This window comes from Haloimpatiens lingqiaonensis (assembly GCF_901447495.1).
GTDB classification, from domain to species: Bacteria; Bacillota; Clostridia; order Clostridiales; family Clostridiaceae; genus Haloimpatiens; species Haloimpatiens lingqiaonensis.
The window spans coordinates 1-6,852 of sequence record NZ_CABDWS010000111.1; the positions used below are offsets into that span (position 1 = coordinate 1).

Genomic DNA, 6,852 nt, shown 5'->3' on the forward strand with positions numbered 1-6,852 from the left:
ATTTTATAACTAAAATAGTTATAAAATTAATGAACCGTCCCCTACTTGTCCTTCTTAGAAGTGGGAGTGTTACGGCAGGTAGTCATCGGATAAATTGCATTAATATATCTATAGTTTGTTATTTTATTATTAAAGTTTTTAAGCACTTTTAGCCTATTCACATTCATTCTTATATGTAATATACTAGAATATAAAGCACTTACTTATTTTTACTATATTACTTTTTTAGTATTATATGCAAAAAATTAGTTGTTTTTTCGCTAATGAATGATATATTTTTTAAAAATTCATTCATTTTTTTCATAATAGTGTAGAAATATTTTTTTCTTTGCTTTATACTGTATTATTATATATTTTAAGCTGTATTATATATTTTGTAAATTAACTTATTTTTTTATCAATTTATTTATTTTTCTATAATTCAGCAAGAAAGGAAGTATATGGCTATGAACTTGTTAACTTTTAAACGCGGTGTATACCCACCTCATGGTAAACGTCTTAGTGAAAGCAAAACTATAGAAGATTACCTTCCAAAGGGAGATTTGGTTTTTCCTATGTCACAACATATAGGAGCTCCCTGTGAACCTTTAGTAAAAAAAGGTGATCGAGTTTTAGTTGGGCAAAAGATAGGACAAGCTAATGGCTTTGGATTATCTGTTGTACACAGTAGCGTATCTGGTACTGTTAAAAATATTGCTCCTGTACTTACCGCCGGTGGTACTAAAGTTCTTTCTGTTATAGTAGAAAACGATAACCAATATGAAACGGTTTCTGCTAATGAAGTAAATAGAGATTACACTAAGCTTTCTAAAGAAGAATTGTTAGACATAATTAAAGAAGCTGGAATAGTTGGTATGGGCGGTGCTGCTTTCCCTACCCATGTTAAACTTAATCCTCCAGCAGATAAAAACATAGACTCTATAATTGTCAATGCAGCTGAATGTGAACCTTACTTAACCTGCGACCATAGGTTGATGCTAGAACAAGGAGATAAAATAGTAGAAGGTTTAAGTATAATTCTACAAATCTTCCCTAAAGCCAAAGGCTACATTGGTATTGAACATAACAAGCCAGATGCCCTTAAGCTTATGGAAAAGTTATGTAAAAATTATTCTAATATAGAAGTTAAGGCTTTAAAAACTAAATACCCTCAAGGAGCTGAAAAACAGCTGATTTATTCTATAACTAACCGTGAAGTACCATCTGGAAAGCTTCCTGCTGACGTAGGATGTGTGGTGCAAAATGTTGGTACTGTTTATCAGATTTATAAATCAGTGGTTTTAGGTCTTCCACTTACTGATAGAGTTGTTACTGTTACAGGTGGAGCTATTAAGGAACCTAAAAACCTTAGAGTTAAACTTGGTACTTCCATAAGGGAATTAGTGGAATTTTGCGGTGGATTCAAAGAAGATCCTGTAAAGGTTATTTCTGGCGGTCCAATGATGGGAATGACCTTATCATCTTTAGACATCCCTGCTATGAAAGGAACCTCTGGTGTTTTATGTCTTACAAAAAAAGAAGGTTTTATGCCAGAGCCTACTAGTTGTATTAGATGTGGAAAATGTATAGACGCATGTCCTATGAATCTAATGCCTGGAAAGCTTCACTCTCTATGTGAAAGACATGAGTTTGATGAATTTGAAAAATTAAATGGACTAGACTGCATCGAATGTGGATGCTGTACTTTTGTATGCCCAGCTAAAAATCATTTAGTGCAATCTTTAAGAGTTGGCAAACGTACTGTTATTGCTAACAAAAGAAAAAAATAGATAAGAGGTGACATATATGAATAAATCAATGTTAACTTTATCTTCATCTCCACATATTAGATCTAATGAAACCGTTAAAGGTATAATGAGAGATGTGATAATAGCTTTAATTCCTGCAGCTTTAGCTGGAATATACTTTTTTAAATTTAGAGCAGCTCTAGTAATGATAACTGCTATTGTTTCTGCGGTTTTTTCTGAGTGGCTTTGGCAAAAATTGACCAAAAGAGAAATCACTATAAATGATTTAAGTGCAGTGGTAACTGGTATTTTAATCGCATTTAATGTACCTGTAACTATACCACTTTGGATGGTTGCTATAGGCAGTGCTTTTGCAATTATTGTGGTAAAACAATTTTTCGGAGGTATAGGGCAAAATGTAGTTAACCCTGCCCTAGCAGCAAGAGCCTTCTTGTTATCCTCTTGGCCATCAGCCATGACTAATTGGACAATAGACGGTGCTACATCAGCTACTCCTTTAGCTATTTTAAAGGGAGCTGAAGGTCAACTTCCATCCCTTACGAACCTATTTATAGGTCATGTGGGAGGCTGTATTGGTGAAACCTCTGCCCTAGCTTTACTTATAGGTTTTGCTTATCTTCTATATAGAAGAGTTATTTCTTATCACATACCAGTATTTTATATAGGAACTGTAATTATTTTAACTACCTTAATTGGTAGAAATGGATTTATGACAGGAAACGCTATTTATGAAATATTTGCTGGCGGACTTATGCTTGGAGCTATATTTATGGCTACAGATTACACTACATGTCCAATGACTAAAAAAGGACAAATTATCTTTGCCATAGGTTGTGGACTTTTAACATCAGTAATTCGTATATTCAGTGGTGCTTACCCTGAAGGTGTTTCTTATTCAATACTTATAATGAATTTATTTGTTCCTCTTATAGATAAATATGTAATTCCAACAAAGTTCGGGAAGGTGAAATAAATGAATAAAAAAGAAAGTTCTCTTAAATTAGGAATTCTTTTATTAGTAATAACTGCCTTTGCTGGATTAATACTTGGCTGTACTTATACCATAACAAAAGAGCCTATTGCAGCTCAAGCAGAGAAGGCAAATAAAGAAGCTATGCAGAAATTAATACCTGATGGTGATACATTTAAAAAGAAAGATGTAAAATTAACTGAAAAAATAGTAGAGGTTAACGAAGCTTTAAAAAATGGCAAAGCTATTGGTTATGCCATGAAAGTTAATACTAAAGGATATGGTGGAAATATAGAGCTAATGGTTGGAATTTCAACTGATGGTAAAGTTCAAGGTATTAAGATTTTATCTCAATCAGAAACACCTGGTCTTGGAGCTAACTCTGAAAAACCTGAATTTTATGGCCAATATAAAGGAAAATCTATAGAAAAAGAACTTAAAGTTACTAAGGCTTCTTCAGCTAAAGACAATGAAATACAAGCTATAACTGGAGCTACTATAACTTCAAAGGCCGTAACTAAAGGAGTTAACGAAGCTATTAATTTCTATAAAAACAATTTAAAAGGAGGGAATAACTAATGGCAAGTCCTTTGGAAAGATTAAAAAATGGTATTTTAACTGAAAATGTTACATTCGTACAAGTTTTAGCTATGTGTCCTACACTAGCGGTAACTACCAGTGCCAAAAATGGTATAGGCATGGGTATTGCTTCTACTGTAGTACTTATTGGTTCAAACTTTGTTATTTCTCTTCTTAGAAAATTTATACCAGATAAAATTCGTATTCCATCATTTATTGTTGTTATTGCTGCTTTTGTTACTTTACTTCAATTTTTAATGCAGGGTTATGTACCAGATTTATATAAAGCCCTTGGAATTTTTATTCCTCTTATAGTTGTTAACTGCGTTATTCTTGGAAGAGCAGAAGCATTTGCATCTAAAAACGGTCCTATAATATCTATTTTTGATGGTCTTGGGCAAGGCTTAGGATTTACTCTTTCTCTTACTGTAATTGGTATTATAAGAGAACTTTTGGGCACTGGAAAGATTTTTGAATATCAAGTTATGCCATCTTCCTTTCAGCCTGCCATCATAATGATATTAGCTCCTGGTGCTTTCTTCACTCTTGGAATTTTAATGGCATTAATAAACCTATTTAACGCAAGAAAGTCAAAGGAAAACAAGAGAATTACTGAATTTAAAGGCTGTGATGGAAATTGCGCTCACTGCTCTGTAAAGCATTAGTAAAATAATGCTTTATTAAAAGGCTTTTTAAATAAACAGCAGCTGTTTAAGAAGCTGTTTAAGCATCAGCTCATTGCCAATTTTTATAGTAGCTAAATGAAAATCATCTAGATCATAAGAGAGGTGGTAACTCTATGAATTTATTTTTAATATTTTTTAGTTCCCTATTAGTTAATAACTTTGTTTTATCTAAATTCCTTGGAATTTGTTCTTTCCTTGGAGTTTCTAAAAAAATAGAAACTGCAGCAGGTATGGGACTTGCTGTTACATTTGTTATGGTTTTAGCATCATTTATTTCTTATATAGTGTACAATTTTATTCTAGTACCTTTAAATATACCTTATATGTACACTATTGCCTTTATACTGGTTATAGCTTCTTTGGTTCAATTTGTAGAGATGGTTATTAAAAAGAAAAGTCCTTCCCTTTATAAGGCACTTGGTATCTTCTTACCCCTTATAACTACAAACTGTGCTATCTTAGGTGCCGTTATAATAAATATGAATGAAAAATATACTTTACTTGGTTCTGTAGTGGCTGGACTAGGTTCTGGTCTTGGATATATGCTAGCTATTGTACTTCTTGCAGGCATTAGAGAGAGAATGGACGAAAATAAAAATATGCCTGAGGCTATGAAGGGACTTCCTATTTCATTGATTACAGCTGGACTTATGTCCATAGCCTTTTTAGGATTCCAAGGATTAATTCATTAATGGGAGGTGTTTCTAAATGGATGTAAATGGTTTATTATTCCCTGCTTTAAGCTTAGGGGGATTAGGTCTTGTATTTGGTGTAGTTTTAGGCTATGCTTCTAAAAAATTTCATGTACCAGTAGATGAGAGAGTGCCTTTAATAAAAGACTGCCTACCTGGTGCCAACTGCGGTGGTTGTGGCTATGCAGGCTGCGATGCCTATGCCCAAGCTATAGTTGACGGTGCTGCCAAGGCAAATTGTTGTACTGTAGGTGGTGCTACAGCAGCTGAAAAAATTGGAGACATAATGGGCATTAAGGTGGAAGCTGCAGAGCCTAAAAAAGCCTTTGTTAAATGCGTAGGTACTTGTGAAAGTGCAAAGATGAAAGGCACTTACTATGGCAATATGGACTGTCTAGAGGCCTCTGTACTTCCAGGTGGCGGTGCTAAAGGTTGTAGTTTTGGGTGTCTTGGCCTTGGTAGCTGTGTTAAGGTTTGTCAGTTTGGAGCTCTTAGCATTGAAAACGGCATTGCAGTAGTAGATGAAAAGAAATGTACTGCCTGCGGCGCTTGTGCAAACATCTGCCCTAGACATGTTATTGAAATTAAGCCTGTTTCTGAAATAATAAGAGTTTCCTGTAACTCAAAAGATAAACTAAAAGAAGTAAAAGAAGTATGTGACACTGGATGTATAAGTTGTGGTCTATGTGCTAGAAACTGTACTAGCGATGCTTTAGTTTTAGAAAATAATCTTCCTTTAGTAGACAGCACTAAGTGTACTTTATGCATGCAATGTGTAGAAAAGTGCCCTACTAAGGTGCTTAAAGCCCACGACGGAAAACTTATTCTTACTCAAGAAGAAGCTGTTTAGAATATCCTGTGAGAATGGATATAGAGACTAGAAAATTTGTAGGATAAAACAAGTAAGGTAAAAAGTAAGAACTCTTAAAAAATAAAAGCTATAACTACTTCATTTAATGAATCAGTTATAGCTTTTCTGATTATCCAATTATTTACATTCAATTAAAGATTTTCCCTAACACAGTGAAGGAAATTCCCTCTATCTCTACCTCTTACTTAATTCTTAATTCTTAATTCTTAATTTTTAATTCTTAATTCTTAATTCTTAATTTTTAATTCTTAATTTTTAATTCTTAATTCTTAATTTTTAATTCTTAATTTTTAATTCTTAATTCTTAATTCTCAATTCTTAATTCTCAATTCTTAATTCTCAATTCTTAATTCTCAATTCTTAATTCTTAATTTTTAATTGTCAATTGTCAATTGTCAACTGTCAATTGTCACTTGTCCCTTATTTTCATCTTTTCCACATGTTTATTAAAATATTTAACTACCAATCCTACAAAATACCCTGTAATAAGGGCTGATATCATCAAAATGGGAAAATATATGTATATTCTAAAATCCTGTACTATAAATGCTGCCACTAAAAGTTGTCCCAAATTATGAAAAACTGCTCCTACTATGCTTATTATTTCTATGCTAAAATATTTTTTAAACCTTTTATACATTACTATAGTTACTATATTGCTCAGTAATCCCCCTGTTATGCTAAATAAGAACGAGGATAGGGTTCCCGTAAACATGGTTCCTAGTAAAGTTCTTAAAAACATTACTAAAATGGCCTCTTTGCCCCCAAAGGTTATGAGCACTATTAGGGAAACCACATTGGAAAGTCCTAATTTTATTCCTGGAAAAATCACAGGAATTTGCGCTTCTATTACATATATCCCAAGAGCCACTGCTACCATTAAACTTAGAAATACACTTTTATTTAAGTTTTTTTTAAAATTATTACCTTCCCTCATGTGAACACATCCATCTCTAATTTAATAACTCATCTTCCACACATAAATCTTAATCTCTATCTTTGATAAACAGAGCTCTTAGCTTCAGATGGAGTTTTTACTCCAACTGAAGGTTAGAGCTCGTTATCCAGGGACGTAGCTGCCGTTATCTCCCACTTTGTTAGAAGTGGGAGTGTTACGGCAGGTAGTCATCGGATAAATAACCTTTTTAATTTTAAATTGCAATTTGTAGACTAATTAATGGCTATTTAATAAATGTTGTGCAAAGTACCTATAAAATATAGTAGTCACTTTGCATATTTTACCAATATGTCTTGAAAAGATCTTTTAGGCGTCAGCCTGCCAAATTATAGTTATATTAAAAATGAA

7 protein-coding genes are annotated in these 6,852 nt (G+C 33.0%); 6 read left to right on the forward strand and 1 reads right to left on the reverse strand.

Annotation, left to right across the window (positions count from 1 at the left end; all coding sequences use genetic code 11):
- Positions 1-446 precede the first annotated feature (446 nt).
- From rsxC to FGK85_RS14110, 6 genes are all read left to right on the forward strand, one after another.
- The gene (gene rsxC, locus FGK85_RS14085) at positions 447-1,769 is read left to right on the forward strand and encodes an electron transport complex subunit RsxC (RefSeq protein WP_138207676.1); all 1,323 of its coding nucleotides are present in this window, start codon (positions 447-449) and stop codon (positions 1,767-1,769) included.
- A gap of 16 nt (positions 1,770-1,785) precedes the next feature.
- Complete coding sequence (locus FGK85_RS14090) at positions 1,786-2,721, forward strand: RnfABCDGE type electron transport complex subunit D (protein ID WP_138207678.1); 936 nt, start codon at positions 1,786-1,788, stop codon at positions 2,719-2,721.
- Positions 2,722-3,297: an RnfABCDGE type electron transport complex subunit G gene (locus FGK85_RS14095; protein WP_138207680.1), complete on the forward strand. Its 576-nt coding sequence runs from the start codon at positions 2,722-2,724 to the stop codon at positions 3,295-3,297. It abuts the gene before it with no gap.
- Positions 3,297-3,962 carry an electron transport complex subunit RsxE gene (gene rsxE / locus FGK85_RS14100; protein WP_138207682.1) on the forward strand — a complete coding sequence of 222 codons (666 nt, stop codon included), beginning with the start codon at positions 3,297-3,299 and terminating at the stop codon, positions 3,960-3,962. The genes FGK85_RS14095 and rsxE overlap by 1 nt, the downstream gene beginning before the upstream one ends.
- A 134-nt stretch (positions 3,963-4,096) precedes the next feature.
- The gene (gene rsxA, locus FGK85_RS14105; protein WP_138207684.1) at positions 4,097-4,675 is read left to right on the forward strand and encodes an electron transport complex subunit RsxA; all 579 of its coding nucleotides are present in this window, start codon (positions 4,097-4,099) and stop codon (positions 4,673-4,675) included.
- Positions 4,676-4,691: 16 nt separating this feature from the next.
- Positions 4,692-5,525, forward strand: coding sequence for an RnfABCDGE type electron transport complex subunit B (locus tag FGK85_RS14110; protein WP_138207686.1), 834 nt, complete (start codon positions 4,692-4,694; stop codon positions 5,523-5,525).
- A gap of 430 nt (positions 5,526-5,955) precedes the next feature.
- On the opposite strand, the gene FGK85_RS14115 is transcribed toward FGK85_RS14110, so the two are convergent.
- The gene (locus FGK85_RS14115) at positions 5,956-6,483 is read right to left on the reverse strand and encodes a Gx transporter family protein (protein ID WP_138207688.1); all 528 of its coding nucleotides are present in this window, start codon (positions 6,481-6,483) and stop codon (positions 5,956-5,958) included.
- Positions 6,484-6,852 lie beyond the last annotated feature (369 nt).